We start from the raw sequence: 14,211 nt of genomic DNA, 5'->3' as shown, positions 1-14,211 counted from the left end.
CCCCGATGTGTACAAGCGAGAACCGGCATCGAACACCAGATCAGATTCTGGGTCCCTATTTTCCGGTGGGGCGGGGCGCCTTCACCGGTGCAGACCTGATTGGTATGGAAGCCGGCGACGGACAGGCGCAAGGTGAAATGATCGAGGTCACGGGGCGCATAATCAACCTCGATGGCGAACCTGTCCGCGGGGCAAGGCTCACGATCTGGCAGGCCAACAGCTTTGGCCGATACCGCCATCCCAACGACCGCAACGTAGCGCCGCTCGATCCAAATTTTGTCGGCTGCACTCGTATCCGATCAAATGAGGACGGCAGCTATGTGATCAAGACGGTCAAGCCGGGCGCCTATCCGGCAGGCCCGGACTGGATGCGTCCGCCGCATATCCATTTCGAGGTACGTGGACGGTTCGAGCGACTGGTAACCCAGATGTATTTCCCAGACGAACCTCTCAACGAACGCGACCGGTTGCTGGCGGCGGCGCTGCGACCGGAACTGCTCGTCGCGGCAGAAGCCAAGTTGCAGAAAACGCCGCGACGCATTTTGAATTTTGATATCGTCCTGCTTCGGGGATAAGGATTTGGCTTTGCCTCCTATCGCGAAGTGAGAATGTCCGCTTGGGGGCACGAGCGTAATGCTCCGACTGATCGCAATATTCTCTTGGCTTTCAGAAACTGACGTGTGCGTTTAAGGGGTACATTCCCTCGCTCGGGTCGTTGCGTCGATGGGCGGCCGCAGCACATCTGGCAAAATGCCGCGGCGCAGACTACATCTGTGCGATGATACACCCTCCGCTCCAGGAATTCGTCGGCCGGCACGAAAAACTGTTCGTGCTGACCGGCGCGGGCTGCAGCACCAATTCGGGCATTCCTGACTATCGCGACAGCCGTGGCAACTGGAAGCGGACCCAGCCGGTCAACTTCCAGGCCTTCATGTCCGAAGAGCATACGCGCCAGCGCTACTGGGCGCGTAGCCTGATCGGCTGGCGGCGGTTCGGTCAGGCTCGCCCGAATGATGCGCATCATGCGCTGGCCCGGCTCGAGGCGAGCGGGCGCTGCGAGATGCTGCTGACCCAGAATGTCGACCGGCTGCATCAATCCGCCGGCCACCGGCAGGTGATCGATCTGCACGGACGGCTCGACCTGGTTCGCTGCATGGGCTGCGGCCACAAGACGCCGCGCAACGAATTCCAGCATGCGCTGAGCCGCGCCAACGCAGAATGGCTGACGCTCGATGCCGCCGATGCGCCCGATGGCGACGCCGATCTGGAGCACGCCGATTTCTCGTCGTTTGACGTGCCCGCTTGCGAAGCCTGCGGCGGCATCCTCAAGCCCGACGTCGTGTTCTTCGGCGAGAACGTCCCCCGCGAAATCGTCGCCGCCGCGCAGGACCATCTGTCGCAGGCTGACGCGATGCTGATCGTCGGCTCATCGCTGATGGTCTATTCCGGCTTCCGCTTCGTGAAGGCTGCGGCGCATCGGGAGATCCCGATCGCAGCGATCAATCTCGGCCGCACCCGCGCCGACGATCTCCTCACGCTCAAGGTCGAGGAGCGCTGCGAGGCGGCGCTTGCATTCCTGCTCTGATCTCGCGCGCGACAAACACGCCTTGCCTATTGCATAGGTGCCGCGCAGAATAGCCGTGCGTAGCGTTGCCCAAGCGCTTCATGGCATGGAGATTGCCGCGTTTTCGCTCAGAGTCTTGATGATCAGCACGGAGAATTTGGAATGCTTGAGGGAGCCGAGGTGCGGCTTGCCGTTGATATCGGTGGCACGTTCACCGACATCGTGCTGGACGTGGGCGAGGTGCGCAAAACCCGCAAGGTGCTGACGACGCCGCAGCGGCCGGAGCAAGCGGTGCTGGATGGAATGCGTCTCATTCTCACTGATGCGCGCGCGCATATCAGCGAGATCGATGTCTTCATTCACGGCACGACGCTGGCGACCAACGCCATCATCGAGCGGCGCGGCGCCAAGACCGCGTTGATTGCGACCGACGGCTTTCGCGATGTGCTCGATATCGGCACCGAAAGCCGCTACGACCAGTACGATCTCGGCATCGACAAGCCGAAGCCGCTGGCGCCGCGCAGCTTGCGCTTCACCGTGCCCGAGCGCATCGACGCCCATGGCGCCGTCCGCCTCCCGCTCGACGAAGCAGCCGTGCGCGCACTCGCGCCGAAATTGCGTGAGCTGAAGGTCGAGAGCGTCGCGATCGCCTTCCTGCACTCTTACGCCAATCCCGAGCACGAACGGCGAGCGGCCGCGATCATCAGTGAAGAGATGCCCGGCATTTCGGTAACGGCGTCATCGGCCGTGTGTCCGGAGATTCGCGAATACGAGCGCACCTCGACGGCGGTCGCCAACGCCTATGTGCAGCCGCTGATCGACGGCTATCTCGCCCGCATGGCGGACGCCTTGCAGGTCGAGCAGTTCCGTGGTGCCATCTATCTCGTCACATCAGGCGGTGGCGTCACCTCAATCGAGACGGCGCGGCGCTTCCCCGTGCGTCTCGTCGAATCCGGCCCCGCCGGCGGCGCTATCTTCGCGGCGCAGATCGCGGCGCGTCTCGGCGAGAGCAAGGTGCTCTCCTTCGACATGGGCGGCACCACCGCAAAAATCTGCCTGATCGAGAAATTCCAGCCCGAGACCTCGCGCGTGTTCGAGGTCGATCGCGCCGCGCGCTTCCTGAAGGGCTCCGGCCTGCCGGTGCGCATCCCCGTGATCGAGATGGTCGAGATCGGCGCCGGCGGCGGCTCGATCGCCCATGTCGATGCGATGAAGCGTGTCACCGTCGGCCCGGAGAGCGCCTCGTCGGAGCCCGGGCCCGCCTGCTACGGCCGTGGCGGCCAGCGCCCGGCCGTGACCGACGCGGACGTTGCGCTCGGCATGATCGATCCCGATGCTTTTGCGGGCGGCACGATCAAGCTCGATCCGGAGCTGTCGAAGCAGGCGCTGCTGCGCAGCGTCGGCGAGCCACTGGGTCTGTCGGCCGAAACCGCGGCCTATGCGGTGCACGAGGTCGTCTGCGAGAACATGGCGAGCGCGGCGCGCGTGCATGCGGTCGAGCGCGGCGAGATCGTCGGCCAGCATACGCTGATCGCCTTCGGCGGCGCAGCCCCGCTGCACGCCGCGCGCGTTGCGGAGAAGATCGGCGTTTCCAGGGTGATCGTGCCCTCGAATGCCGGCGTCGGCTCGGCGGTCGGATTCCTCGCGGCGCCCATCGCCTATGAACTCGTGCGCAGCCGTCATGTGCGGCTCGACGATTTCGACACGGGTGCAGTCTCCGACCTGCTTCAGGAGATGGTGACCGAAGCGCGTGCGCTGGTCGAGCCCGGCGCTGCCGGCGCACCGGTGCGCGAGCGCCGCGCGGCGTTCATGCGCTATGTCGGCCAGGGCCACGAGATCACCGTCGAGCTGCCGAACCGGCCGCTGACATCGGCCGATCTCGCCGGCCTGCGCCAGAAATTCGAGGCGGACTATTCGGCGATGTTCGAGCGTTCGATCCCGGGCGCCGCGATCGAGGTGCTGAGCTGGTCGGTGCTTGCGACCACCGAGGCGCGCAATGCATCCTCGGTTGCGGCCGTCACACGCAAGCCCGCGGGCAAGGCCTCCGGCAGCCGCAAATTCTTCGACGGTCGGGCGGGCGAGGTGATCGAGATCCCGCTCTATCGCCGCGAGGACATGGTGCCGGGCGCGACGATTGCGGGCCCCGCCGTGATCGCGGAGGACGAGACCTCCACCTTCGTCTCCACCAGTTTTGATGCCCATATCGACGGTGCCGGCAGCATCGTCATGGAACGGAAGGCGGCCTGATCATGAGCGAGGCAAAAGGCGCGAGCCTGATCGACCTTCAGATCATGTGGCACCGGCTGATCGCCGTGGTCGAGGAGCAGGCGCAAGTGCTGCTCCGCACCGCGTTCAGTCCGATCGTGCGCGAATGCGGCGACCTGTCGGCCGGTGTGTTCGACCTCAGGGGGCGGATGCTGGCGCAGGCGGTGACGGGCACGCCCGGTCACGTCAACTCGATGGCGGAGTCGGTCAAGCACTTCATCAACCACTTCCCGCTGGAAACGATGAAGGAGGGCGACGCCTACATTACCAACGATCCCTGGATGGGCACCGGCCATCTCAACGATTTCGTCGTGACCACGCCTTGCTTCAAGGACGGCAAGGTCGTCGCGCTGTTCTCCTGCACCAGCCATCTCATGGACATCGGCGGCATCGGCTTCGGCCCCGATGCCACCGACGTGTTCATGGAGGGGCTCTACATTCCCATGCTGAAGCTGATCGACCAGGGCGCCGTCAACGAGACGCTGATGGCGATGATCCGGACCAACACGCGGCTGCCTGTAGACACCGAGGGCGACACCTATTCGCTCGCCGGCTGCAACGACGTCGGCTGCGAGCGCCTGGTCGAGATGATGACCGAGTTCGGCATCGAGACGCTCGATGAGCTCGGCGACTACATCTGCGACCGCTCGCGGGAGGCCGTGCTCGCCGAGATCGCGAAGCTGCCGAAAGGGACATGGCGCAACAGCATGGTGGTTGACGGCTATGACGCCCCGGTCACGCTCGCTGCGGCGCTGACGATCTCGGATGACGGCATCCACGTCGACTTCGATGGCACTTCAGCCGCCTCCAAGTTCGGCATCAACGTGCCCTTGTCCTACACCACGGCCTACACCGTGTTCGGCCTCGGCTGTGTCGTCGCCTCGCAGATCCCGAACAATGCCGGCTCGCTTTCGCCGCTGACGGTGTCGGCGCCAGCGGGGGCGATCCTGAATGCGCCGAAGCCGGCGCCCGTGGCTTCGCGCCACATCATCGGTCAGATGCTGCCCGACGTCGTGTTCGGCTGCCTGCGCCAGATCATTCCCGAGCGCGTGCCTGCGGAAGGCACCTCGTGCCTGTGGAATCTGAACGTGCGCGGCCAGACCCGCTCGGGCGTCGGCGGCAATTACGGGTTCTCGATGGCGGTGACCTCCAACGGTGGCACCGGCGCGCGCTTCGGCAAGGATGGCCTGTCCGCGACCGCTTATCCCAGCGGCGTGCGTGGCACGCCGGTCGAGATCGCGGAGACGCAGACGCCCTTGATCTTCTGGCGCAAGGAGCTGCGTCCGGATTCCGGCGGGGCGGGGCGCACCCGTGGCGGCCTTGGCCAGATCATCGAGGTCGGCAGCGGCGTCGACGCGCCGTTCGATATTCTTGCCGCGTTCGATCGCATCGATCACCCACCGCGCGGCCGCGATGGCGGCCGGAACGGCGAGGCCGGCTATGTCGGCCTCAAGTCCGGCAAGAAGCTGCGCGGAAAAGGCTTTCAGCAGGTGCCGCCGGACGACCGGCTGGTGGTGTTAACGCCCGGCGGTGCCGGGATCGGCGCGCCGGCTGAGCGCGACCGCGCCGCCGTCAAGGAGGACGTCGAGAGCGGGCTTGTATCGTCAGATAATGCGGCCGCGGTGTATGGCTACGCGCGGTGAGCCACTGAAAAAGTTTCGTCCCGGCCGCCAAGGCCGGGACGATGTCTTGATGAACTGACGTTACGCCGTCGCCTTCTTCCGCGCCTGTTCGGCCTTGTACAGCTCGAACTCCTCCGCGATAGCTTTTGCGATCGACGGCCGCTGCCGTAGGCGCTCGTAATAGGCCTTCACGTTCGGCCATTTCGCGAGCTCGATCGGCGGCGTCGCCATGGTCCAGTTGATGACCGTGACGAGATAGGCATCGGCCACGCTGAAATGGTCGAGCAGGAACTCGCGCCCCTCGAGGTAATTGTCGAGATAGTCGAGCCGCGACAGGTTCTTCTCCAGCACGTAGGCCTTTACGTCCTGCGACGCCTTGCGGTCGAGCACGGGCACGAACAGGCCCTTGTGCGACTCGGTGCCAATGAAGCAGAGCCATTGATGCAACCGGGTGCGATCGATGCCGGCGCTCGCGCCGAGGCCCGATTGCGGGAAACGGTCGGCGACATATTGCAGGATCGCGGCGTTCTCGGTCAGCACCACGCCCTCGTCGGTGCGCAGCGTCGGCACCAGGCCGATCGGGTTGACGGTGCGGAAGTCGGAGCCATCGTTCAGCACTTTCTTGGTCGGCGGATCGACTTCGAGATAATTCGCCTCGGCGCCGGCCTCATAGAGCGCGACGCGCGTCGCCATGGAACAGGCGAGCGGGGAGAAATAAAGATCCATCGTGGGCCTCCTTGGGCAATTCTCTTTGTGAGTGTCGCTCAACCTGGCCAGATTGATTTTTGTACTGTCTCGTATAATATGGGGTCGGTCAAGGATTAATTTGCGAAATGGTACAAAAACCAAAGCCGCGAGCTGCTGCCAATGAGTCCGAGGGCCGCGGCGAACCCAAGCACCGCGGCGAACCCAAGCACCGCGGTGAACCTAAGCACAGTGGTGAACCTAAGCGCCGGGGACGGCCGCGCGCCTATGAGCCGGACGTCGCGCTCGGCAAGGCGCTCGACCTGTTCCGTAGGCAGGGCTTTGCCGCGACGTCGCTCGACGATCTCAGCGAGGCCACCGGCATGAACCGGCCAAGCCTCTATGGGGCTTTCGGCGACAAGCGTGAACTCTACATCAAGAGCTATCAGCGCTATCGCGAGGACGCGCGCGCATCGATGGTCGAGATCTTCCGCCAGGAGATGCCGGTCCGCCAGCGGCTGGAGCGCATCTTCGCCTCCGCGCTGAACATCTATCTGTCCGGCGAGACCGGCCCGCGCGGCTGTTTCACAGTGGTGACGGCGGCGTCGGAAGCCGTCGGCGATCCCGAGATCCGCGCCATGGTGATCGACGGCCTTGCCGAGCTCGACAAGGCTTTTACGAACTGCTTCCGCCGTGCGAGGGAAAAGGGCGAGTTGCCGGAAAGCGCGGATCCGGCCGCGCTGGCGCTGCTTGCATCCGCAACCGTCCACTCCATCGCGATCCGCTCCCGCGCGCGCGTCTCGCGCAAGGATCTCGAGGCGATCGTGAAGGGCGCTATCGATCTGATGGTAGGTGTTAAGGGGTAGCGCTACGCCGCGCGAATCTGCGCGAGGAAGCGATCCACCTCGTCGCGCAGGCGCTGCGACTGCTTTGACAGCTCGATCGCCGAGACCAGCACCTCTTCCGCGGCCGTACCCGTCGCCGCGATGCCGTCGGTCACGCCTGCGATGTTCTGCGAAACCTCGCCGGTGCGCGCGGCGGCCTGCTGGACGTTCTGCGCGATCTCCTGCGTCGCCGTGCCCTGCTGGCCGACGGCCGCGGCGATCGCGGCGGAGATTTCGTCGACCTGCTGAATCGTCGCGCAGATCGACTGGATACCTTCGACGGCGCCGGTGGTTTCGCCCTGGACGGCCGTCACCTGCGCGCCGATTTCTTCCGTCGCCTTCGCGGTCTGGGTCGCGAGCGCCTTGACCTCGGAGGCGACTACCGCAAAGCCGCGGCCGGCTTCGCCCGCGCGCGCGGCTTCGATCGTCGCATTCAGCGCCAGCAGATTGGTCTGGCCCGCAATGCCGTTGATGAAGGAGACGACGTCGCCGATTCTTTGCGCGGCATCGGCTAAACTCTGCACCCGCTCGTTCGACTGCCGTCCGTCGCTTGCGGCCTTGCCCACGACTTCGGTCGCATGCGCCAACCGCCGGCTGATCTCGGTCATCGACGAGGACAATTCTTCCGCCGCGGCCGCCACTGTCTGTACGTTCTCCGAGGCCAGCGCCGAGGCCGACGAGACTGCGCGGGTCCGATTGCGCGACTGCTCGACGATATCGGACATCGAGCGCGCGGTGTGCTCCATCTCGACCGCGGCCGAGGACACCGTGGTGACGACGTCGCGGATGCTGGCCTCGAAATTGTCGGCAAGCGCCGCAAAGGCGCGTCGCTTCTCGGCCTCGGACTGTGCCTTGGCCTCGAGCTGATCGGCCTGAAGCTTGCTGAAATTGACGGCGTTGTCACGGAACACCGCGACCGCCTTCACCATGGCGCCGACTTCGTCGTTCGCCTTGCTCTTGGGGACCGCGACGTCGAGCCGGCCGTCGGCGAGCTCGCGCATCACGCTGGTGATGGAGAGGATCGGCCGCGAGATGCCGCGGGCGATGAGATAGCCGACGATCGCAGCCAGCACGAGCCCGAGCGCGGCAATGGCGACTGCGAGCATCCAGGCGCGGTCGGCGGAGGCCTCGTAATCGGCGTTGTCCATCACCAGCTCGACGGCGCCGAGCGGTTTTCCGGAAAAGTCGTTGATCGGCCCGAGCAGCGCGGCGACCGGCGTCGCGTCGAGCTTGGCCTGCTTCACGGTGAAGCCGCCGCCGGCGGCGCGGCCATAGTCGGCCGCATCGAAGAAGCTCTTGCCCTTCAGCGTGCCGCCGAACAGCTTGAAGCCCGCGCCGTCGGCGAGATGGAAGGCGATGTCGACATGGCGGTTGAGCTTGAAATCGTCGAGAAAGGACTGCCCGAAGGTCAGGCCGAATTCCACCGAGCCGAGATGTTTGCCGGCTTGGGCGATCGGCACCACGCCGCGGATGCCGAGCCCGGCGACACCGCCTTCGAGGCCGACGACGACCTTGTGGTCCTGATTGGCGTCGACGACGGTCTTGCGGAAGCTCGAGAGGTCGTCGCCGAACTTCGCCGGCTGGTGCACGCGCAGGAAGGACGTCGCGGGCGCCGTATGGAACTGGAACTGCTCGACGCCGTACTCCGATTTGGTGGCGGCGAACACGGGCCCGAACAGGCGCACCAGCGCCTCGCGATCCTGCTTGGCCATCGCTTCCTGCGTCGCCGGCATCGCGGCCACGACCGCGCTCATGGCGGAGGCGCGGTGCGACTCTTCCGCGATCCGCGACAGCAGCGCATCATAGTGGCTGCGCAGCTCGCGCTGGTCGGCACGGTCGATGATGCCCGCGATGATCCACATCGCCCCGAGCACCGCAATCAGCGCGGTGGCCGCCGCCGTCAGCGCCAGCGCAATCGTGATCCGCATCCTGAGGCCGAGGGGAGAGCGCATGTCCGACCCGTTCGTTGAGCGTTGATTAACAACGCCTATCAACTTCTCGCTAAGAGAGGGTGAACGAGGAGGGTGGTGGTGGGGGTTTTGGGGGACGAGAGCGGGGGTAGGGAGGCTGAGGAGCCTCAATACCCCCTTCCGCGATCCACCACATTCTCCAGCGCGCCACCCGCCTCGAACCTCGCGATCTGCTCGGCGACATAGGCCGAGATCGCATCCGCGTCGGTGTCGGCGGCGTTGTGCGGGGTCAGCACCACCTTGGGGTGGGTCCAGAACCGGCTGTCCTTTGGCTGCGGCTCCTGCACGAAGACATCGAGCGAGGCGGCGCCGAGCGTGCCGTCGTCGAGGCAGGCCAGGATGTCGGCTTCGTTCTGCAAGGCCCCACGGCCGGCATTGATCAGCACCGGCGCGCCGAGCGGGCTCGTGCGGTTGAGTTTTGCGAAGACGTCGCGGTTGAGAATGCCGTTTGTGTCAGGCGTCAGCGGCAGCAGCGACACCAGGATGTCGGTCTTGCGCAGGAATGCATCCATTCCCGCCGTGCCGTGGAAGCACTCGACGCCTTCGATCGTCCGCGGGCTGCGGCTCCAGCCGGCGACGCGGAAGCCGAGCCGCCGCAGCACGTCGGCCGCGTCGGCACCGAGTGTGCCCAATCCCATGACGCCGACGGTGAGCGCACTCGCCGGCCACTGATATAGGGGCTCCCAGCGTTTGGCACGTTGCGAGTCCCGCAGGTAAAGCTCCTGGCGGTGGTGCATCAGCACGTGCAGCACGACATATTCGGTCATGCGGTTGGTGAGGTCAGGCACGGCGACGCGGACCAGCGGCACGTTGGGCAGGCTCTTGTCCGCCATCAGCGCATCGACGCCGGCGCCGAGATTGAAGATGGCCCGCAGATTCGGAAAGGAGCCGAGGTCGCCCGGTACCGGCTTCCACACCGCGGCATAGTGCACTTCCGTCGGATCGAGCCCGGCATTGGGCAGCAGCACCACGGGGCGACCGCCGCAGACCGCATCGAACCGGGCCTTCCAGCGCTCCGGCAGCCAGTTCTGCTGCGTGCTGTTGATCAGGACGGCCAGTATGCCCACGGTCATTCCAAGTGCCTCGTCAGGTTCCGCTTTTGACGCCCCTCCTTGGCATGATCTGCCGGATTTTTCTCGCAAATTATTTCCGCAGCCCTGTCGGGGCGGGGCATAGTGGATCGTCTTTAAAACAAGCGTTCAGGGAAGGTGCTGCCCATGCTTTATGCGATCCTTTGCTATCATGACGAGGACTTCGTCGGCTCCTGGAGCAAGGACCAGGACGAGGCCGTGATGAAGAAGCTCGCCGTGGTGCAGGATAAGCTCACACAGCAGGGCCGGCTCGGCCCGGTGGCCCGGCTGCTGCCGACCACCGCGGCGGCGACCTTGCGCAAGGAAGACCCGCCGCTGGTGCTCGACGGCCCCTATGCCGAGACCAAGGAGCAGCTGCTCGGATTCTACATCGTCGACTGCAAGAACCTCGATGAGGCGCTCGACGTTGCGCGCGATCTCGGCGCGGCCAACCCCGGCGGCGCCTATGAGGTGCGTCCCGTCGGCGTGTTCAGGCCAGGAGGAATTTCGGCGTGAGCGAGGCTGACACTGCCTGGATCGAGACCGCGCTGACCTCGGCGCGTCCGCAAGCGGTCGGCGCGCTGCTGCGCTATTTCCGCGATCTCGATACGGCCGAGGAGGCCTTTCAGAACGCCTGCCTGCGCGCGCTCAAGACCTGGCCGCAGAAAGGGCCTCCGCGCGATCCCGCGGCCTGGCTGATCATGGTCGGCCGCAACGTCGCGATCGACGAAGTGCGCCGTACCCGCAAGCAGCAGCCACTGCCCGAGGACGATCAGGCGATCTCCGATCTCGATGATGCCGAAGGCGCGCTCGCCGAGCGGCTCGACGGCTCGCACTATCGCGACGACATTTTGCGGCTGATGTTCATCTGCTGCCATCCGCAGCTGCCGGCGACGCAGCAGATCGCGCTCGCGCTACGCATCGTCTCCGGCCTGACCGTGAAGCAGATCGCGCGCGCCTTCCTGGTCTCGGACGCCGCGATGGAGCAGCGCATCACCCGCGCCAAGGCCAAGGTCGCGGAGGCCGGGACACCGTTCGAAACGCCAGGCCCGATCGAGCGTTCCGAACGCCTCGCCGGTGTCGCCGCGATGATCTATCTGATCTTCAACGAGGGCTATTCGGCGAGCGGCGACACTGCCGAGATCCGCAAGCCGCTGTGCGAGGAAGCGATCCGGCTGGCGCGGCTGCTGCTGCGGCTATTCCAGAGCGAGCCAGAGATCATGGGGCTGACGGCCCTGATCCTGTTGCAGCACGCGCGCAGCGCCGCGCGCTTCGCCAAAGACGGCTCGCTCATTCTCCTGGACGACCAGGATCGCTCGCTGTGGAACCGCACCATGATTGCGGAGGGGCTGGCGCTGATCGACAAGGCGATGCGCCACCGCCGCAGCGGGCCCTACCAGATCCAGGCCGCGATCGCCGCGCTGCATGCGCGGGCGTCGACGCCGGACGAGACCGACTGGACCCAGATTGACCTGCTCTACGGCGCGCTTGAATTGGTGCAGCCCTCGCCGGTGGTGACGCTCAACCGCGCGGTCGCGGTCTCAAAGGTGCGCGGCCCGCAAGCGGCGCTCGACCTGATCGAGCCGCTGGCGCCGAAACTTTCCAACTACTTCCATTTCTACGGCGTGCGCGGTGCCTTCCTGATGCAGCTCGGCCGCAACGACGAAGCCCGAGTAGCCTTCGACCGCGCCATTGCGCTGGCCAACACCTCGGCCGAAGCCGCCCACATCCGCATGCACATTGATCGGCTGATCAGGGACAGCCAGCCGAAGGGAGCCAATGGTGGCGCCAGGCAGGGCGCGAAGGCCAAGTGACGGCGCAGCCGTCGTTCCGGGGCGCCCGGAGGGCAAAAAATCTCATCTCCGCTTTGTCGGCGCCCGCCGTCTCCCTTCGTCTTAATCCCGTATCCAGGGAGCCATTCATGCTGAAAGCCATTGCCATTGTCGCCATGGTGCTCGCGGTCGGGATCGCGGGCATCCTCGTCTTCGCCCTCACAAAACCCAACACGTTCCGCGTCGAGCGCTCGCTCGCGCTGAAGGCGCCGGCCGAAGCGATCTATCCGCTCGTCTCCGATTTCCGCTTCTGGACCAGCTGGTCGCCCTATGAGGGGCGCGATCCCGCCATGAAGCGCACCTTCGGAGGGACTGCGGCTGGAAAGGGTGCGACCTATGCCTGGGACGGCAACAACAATGTCGGTGCCGGCCATATGGAGATCCTCGAGGCGAGCACGCCGTCGAAACTCCGCATCAAGCTCGATTTCGAGCGGCCCTTCGAGGGCCATAACACGGCCGAGTTCACGTTTGTGCCGCAAGGTGATGCCACACTGGTCACCTGGGCGATGTACGGTCCGGCCCCCTTCATGTCGAAAGTGATGCAGGTCTTCATCAACATGGACACCATGATCGGCAAGGATTTCGAGGCCGGTCTCGCCAGCCTGAAGAAGCTCACCGAGAAGTAACGCCAGACACCGCCCAAGGTACTGCCAAAGGAACTGCCAAAGGAACTGCCAAGGAAGCGAAGAGGAGAGAAACGATGCTCAATCCCTATCTGTTCTATCAGGACACATGCGAAGCGGCGTTCAACTTCTATGCCAAGGTCTTGGGCGGCAAGATCGACGCCATGATGCGCCTTTCCGAAGCGCCGCCATCTGATATGCCGCCGGGGCCGGCTGGCCGCGAGAAGACGATCATGCATGCGCGGCTGTCGTTGCCCGACGGCAGCGTGTTGATGGGCTCCGACTCCCCGCCCGAGCATGTTCAAAAGCCGCAGGGCTTTTCGATCTCGATCACGGTCGCGGACCCCGCCGACGGCGAGCGCAAGTTCAACGCGCTCGCCGATGGCGGCACCGTCACGATGCCCTTCGCCAAGACATTCTGGGCCAAGGGCTTTGGCATGTGCGTCGACAAGTTCGGCATTCCCTGGATGGTGAACTGCCCCGCCGAAGGAATGTGAGCTCGACGCTCCGTTGATTCCCTGAGTTGCGGCTTCCTCTCTCGATTGTCTCGGGAGAGGGAGCACGCCTCGTCAGCGGATCGATCCGGTCACGTCCTCGCCCGGCGGCTGCGTCACGCAGCTGCCGCAGATCACGAGCTTCGAGCCGAGCTGCCTGTCGTTCTCGGCCTCGATCTCGTCTTGGACGGCCCACCATGCTTCGGAATAGGGACGCAGCGTGCCGAGCACCCTTTGACGTTCCACATTGGGATCGCTCGCTGGTGGTGCGTGATTGGCAAGGCGGCGTTTTGTGACAGCAGGACGATTGGGATTCTGACCGAGTCCGTCCCACGCGAGCGGGCGACGCTCCGCCGCCGGCGCGCTTGCGCATCCCGCGAGCGCTGCGCAAAAACTGAGCAAGACGAGAATGTGTCGATCCATGCCGAACCTGCCGTGCGGTACGCCACGCAAATCCGCGTGGAAAACTTGCATCGCGACGCTTATCCGGGACTTAAGGGAAAACGACGTCGCCGCCATGGCCGAAAGGAGATTCGTGCACTCGATTCACTTTGCGAGAACAGCGCGAGCGGGTTTGTGACATGAAGCGAATTGCATCGCACAATAACTGGCGCAAGATTAGGCTGTGACTTCGCGCCAGAATCGCTAATTATATTCACAATAGCTACAAATTAGGGCGGGCGTGACTTGGAAGGGAGCGACCGATGGCAGCGGCGCTACAAATCAATTTTGCTCTGTGGGGGATGCTGATCTGCGCCAGCGTGAAGCTCGCGCCGGTCGTACAGGTCGTCTTCCACTAGAGGAACAGCCAGTTCGCGACGGCCACGGCTCCCTGTGCGAGGACGTAGAGCCAGCCGACCGTTGCGACCGCGCTCGTGATCAGGAACGACAGGGTGAAGACCCGATCGCTTCCTTTCCGCAAAAGTGGTGACTGAGCTTGCGCGCCGGTATGTCTGTCGGTGCTGATGCTGATGCTGGTCATGAATCCCCTGCGGACATCGGCGTCGCTTCGTCCGCTGTATGCCAGATCAACTTGGCCGTGGTGTGACGCGGTGCACACTGCGTATGGTTGTTGGCGCATGACGCCATGCATCAGCTGATGAACAGCGCAAGCAGCATGAAGCTCATGCCCACCACGACGATCATGGACTCCACATGGGTACCATTTGAAAATGACTGATCTCGAAAAAGTGGAACCATCAT

Annotated in this window: 14 protein-coding genes; 9 read left to right on the top strand and 5 right to left on the bottom strand. The window is 64.7% G+C overall.

Features of this window, described 5'->3' with window-relative positions; all coding sequences use genetic code 11:
* Positions 1-5: 5 nt before the first annotated feature.
* The 4 genes from JJC00_RS32030 to JJC00_RS32015 all read left to right on the top strand — a co-directional run bounded on the left by JJC00_RS32030 (position 6) and on the right by JJC00_RS32015 (position 5,472).
* On the top strand, positions 6-575 hold the full coding sequence (locus tag JJC00_RS32030) for a protocatechuate 3,4-dioxygenase (protein WP_200469774.1): 570 nt from the start codon (positions 6-8) through the stop codon (positions 573-575).
* A gap of 203 nt (positions 576-778) precedes the next feature.
* Positions 779-1,585, top strand: coding sequence for an NAD-dependent protein deacetylase (locus JJC00_RS32025; protein WP_200469773.1), 807 nt, complete (start codon positions 779-781; stop codon positions 1,583-1,585).
* Positions 1,586-1,726: 141 nt separating this feature from the next.
* Positions 1,727-3,811 (top strand): hydantoinase/oxoprolinase family protein, encoded by a 2,085-nt coding sequence (locus tag JJC00_RS32020; RefSeq protein ID WP_200469772.1) that lies wholly within the window; start codon positions 1,727-1,729, stop codon positions 3,809-3,811.
* 2 nt (positions 3,812-3,813) lie between these two features.
* Positions 3,814-5,472 (top strand): hydantoinase B/oxoprolinase family protein, encoded by a 1,659-nt coding sequence (locus JJC00_RS32015; protein ID WP_200469771.1) that lies wholly within the window; start codon positions 3,814-3,816, stop codon positions 5,470-5,472.
* Positions 5,473-5,532: 60 nt separating this feature from the next.
* On the opposite strand, the gene JJC00_RS32010 is transcribed toward JJC00_RS32015, so the two are convergent.
* Positions 5,533-6,177 (bottom strand): glutathione binding-like protein, encoded by a 645-nt coding sequence (locus JJC00_RS32010; RefSeq protein ID WP_200469770.1) that lies wholly within the window; start codon positions 6,175-6,177, stop codon positions 5,533-5,535.
* A 107-nt stretch (positions 6,178-6,284) separates the two neighbouring features.
* Between JJC00_RS32010 and JJC00_RS32005 the strand changes: the two genes are divergently transcribed.
* Entirely contained in the window at positions 6,285-7,001 is a 717-nt protein-coding gene (locus JJC00_RS32005; protein WP_200469769.1) for a TetR/AcrR family transcriptional regulator, read from the top strand.
* Positions 7,002-7,003: 2 nt separating this feature from the next.
* On the opposite strand, the gene JJC00_RS32000 is transcribed toward JJC00_RS32005, so the two are convergent.
* Together JJC00_RS32000 and JJC00_RS31995 are read right to left on the bottom strand one after the other, a co-directional pair.
* A complete protein-coding gene (locus JJC00_RS32000) occupies positions 7,004-8,971 on the bottom strand; it encodes a methyl-accepting chemotaxis protein (protein WP_200469768.1) in 1,968 nt (655 codons plus the stop codon).
* A gap of 125 nt (positions 8,972-9,096) precedes the next feature.
* Positions 9,097-10,062, bottom strand: a complete 966-nt coding sequence (locus JJC00_RS31995; protein ID WP_200469767.1) for a 2-hydroxyacid dehydrogenase — start codon at positions 10,060-10,062, stop codon at positions 9,097-9,099.
* A gap of 144 nt (positions 10,063-10,206) precedes the next feature.
* Here JJC00_RS31995 and JJC00_RS31990 point away from each other — a divergent pair, with 144 nt between their 5' ends.
* The 4 genes from JJC00_RS31990 to JJC00_RS31975 all read left to right on the top strand — a co-directional run bounded on the left by JJC00_RS31990 (position 10,207) and on the right by JJC00_RS31975 (position 13,011).
* On the top strand, positions 10,207-10,575 hold the full coding sequence (locus JJC00_RS31990; RefSeq protein WP_014492384.1) for a YciI family protein: 369 nt from the start codon (positions 10,207-10,209) through the stop codon (positions 10,573-10,575).
* Positions 10,572-11,873, top strand: a complete 1,302-nt coding sequence (locus JJC00_RS31985) for an RNA polymerase sigma factor (RefSeq protein WP_200469766.1) — start codon at positions 10,572-10,574, stop codon at positions 11,871-11,873. Before JJC00_RS31990 ends, JJC00_RS31985 begins: the two co-directional genes overlap by 4 nt.
* A 107-nt stretch (positions 11,874-11,980) precedes the next feature.
* Positions 11,981-12,517 carry an SRPBCC family protein gene (locus tag JJC00_RS31980; RefSeq protein ID WP_200469765.1) on the top strand — a complete coding sequence of 179 codons (537 nt, stop codon included), beginning with the start codon at positions 11,981-11,983 and terminating at the stop codon, positions 12,515-12,517.
* Between the two features lie 74 nt (positions 12,518-12,591).
* Positions 12,592-13,011, top strand: a complete 420-nt coding sequence (locus JJC00_RS31975) for a VOC family protein (RefSeq protein WP_200469764.1) — start codon at positions 12,592-12,594, stop codon at positions 13,009-13,011.
* Between the two features lie 72 nt (positions 13,012-13,083).
* Here JJC00_RS31975 and JJC00_RS31970 read toward each other — a convergent pair whose 3' ends face one another.
* Together JJC00_RS31970 and JJC00_RS31965 are read right to left on the bottom strand one after the other, a co-directional pair.
* Positions 13,084-13,431 (bottom strand): hypothetical protein, encoded by a 348-nt coding sequence (locus JJC00_RS31970; protein WP_200474302.1) that lies wholly within the window; start codon positions 13,429-13,431, stop codon positions 13,084-13,086.
* 373 nt (positions 13,432-13,804) lie between these two features.
* On the bottom strand, positions 13,805-13,990 hold the full coding sequence (locus tag JJC00_RS31965) for a hypothetical protein (protein ID WP_200469763.1): 186 nt from the start codon (positions 13,988-13,990) through the stop codon (positions 13,805-13,807).
* Positions 13,991-14,211 lie beyond the last annotated feature (221 nt).

Source organism: Bradyrhizobium diazoefficiens (genome assembly GCF_016616885.1).
Classification (GTDB): domain Bacteria; phylum Pseudomonadota; class Alphaproteobacteria; order Rhizobiales; family Xanthobacteraceae; genus Bradyrhizobium; species Bradyrhizobium diazoefficiens_F.
The sequence above is the reverse complement of the archived record's forward strand: the minus strand, read 5'-3'. Positions and strand labels throughout refer to the sequence as shown.

Excerpts from the sequence above, each read along its gene's own strand:
- JJC00_RS32005 (WP_200469769.1), top strand. The coding sequence starts at position 6,285 with ATGGTACAAAAACCAAAGCCGCGAGCTGCTGCCAATGAGTCCGAGGGC.
- JJC00_RS31995 (WP_200469767.1), bottom strand. The coding sequence starts at position 10,062 with ATGACCGTGGGCATACTGGCCGTCCTGATCAACAGCACGCAGCAGAAC.
- JJC00_RS31975 (WP_200469764.1), top strand. The coding sequence starts at position 12,592 with ATGCTCAATCCCTATCTGTTCTATCAGGACACATGCGAAGCGGCGTTC.
- JJC00_RS32015 (WP_200469771.1), top strand. The coding sequence starts at position 3,814 with ATGAGCGAGGCAAAAGGCGCGAGCCTGATCGACCTTCAGATCATGTGG.
- JJC00_RS32010 (WP_200469770.1), bottom strand. The coding sequence starts at position 6,177 with ATGGATCTTTATTTCTCCCCGCTCGCCTGTTCCATGGCGACGCGCGTC.
- JJC00_RS31980 (WP_200469765.1), top strand. The coding sequence starts at position 11,981 with ATGCTGAAAGCCATTGCCATTGTCGCCATGGTGCTCGCGGTCGGGATC.
- JJC00_RS31970 (WP_200474302.1), bottom strand. The coding sequence starts at position 13,431 with ATGGATCGACACATTCTCGTCTTGCTCAGTTTTTGCGCAGCGCTCGCG.
- JJC00_RS32000 (WP_200469768.1), bottom strand. The coding sequence starts at position 8,971 with ATGCGCTCTCCCCTCGGCCTCAGGATGCGGATCACGATTGCGCTGGCG.
- JJC00_RS32025 (WP_200469773.1), top strand. The coding sequence starts at position 779 with ATGATACACCCTCCGCTCCAGGAATTCGTCGGCCGGCACGAAAAACTG.
- JJC00_RS32020 (WP_200469772.1), top strand. The coding sequence starts at position 1,727 with ATGCTTGAGGGAGCCGAGGTGCGGCTTGCCGTTGATATCGGTGGCACG.
- JJC00_RS31990 (WP_014492384.1), top strand. The coding sequence starts at position 10,207 with ATGCTTTATGCGATCCTTTGCTATCATGACGAGGACTTCGTCGGCTCC.
- JJC00_RS31965 (WP_200469763.1), bottom strand. The coding sequence starts at position 13,990 with ATGACCAGCATCAGCATCAGCACCGACAGACATACCGGCGCGCAAGCT.
- JJC00_RS32030 (WP_200469774.1), top strand. The coding sequence starts at position 6 with ATGTGTACAAGCGAGAACCGGCATCGAACACCAGATCAGATTCTGGGT.